Origin of the sequence: Streptococcus oralis, assembly GCF_001588645.1 — a bacterium.
GTDB classification, from domain to species: Bacteria; Bacillota; Bacilli; order Lactobacillales; family Streptococcaceae; genus Streptococcus; species Streptococcus oralis_AB.
In genome coordinates, this window is record NZ_LAYF01000074.1 from 1 (window position 1) to 311 (window position 311).

At 39.2% G+C, this 311-nt stretch carries 1 pseudogene; it reads right to left on the reverse strand.

Features of this window, described 5'->3' with window-relative positions:
• Positions 1–311: pseudogene (locus tag A0739_RS09905) on the reverse strand (pneumococcal-type histidine triad protein); the annotation flags it as partial.

Sequence of the window (311 nt, forward strand, 5' to 3'; positions counted from 1 at the left end):
TAGCTAAAAGATAGCGGGACACTCCTTTATCCTCTAGCACATAACCGTCAGCTATTTTCCTAACAACCTGCTGGATTAAATCCTTATCCAATGAATCCGCATGTTCCAAATTTAACTTTGGAGGAAGAATCGGTTTTAAAGCTGGTTGAGATGGAGTTAGTATCGGAGTTGGTATAGGTCTATAAGGTGTCAATCCTAACATAGGTTTATTAGGCTGACTTATAAGAGGAATTGTCCGAGCAAGCTTTTCTTCCAATGCCGACATTTGTGTATAAGGAATAAAGTGATAATGATTACCATGTGGCACTGCT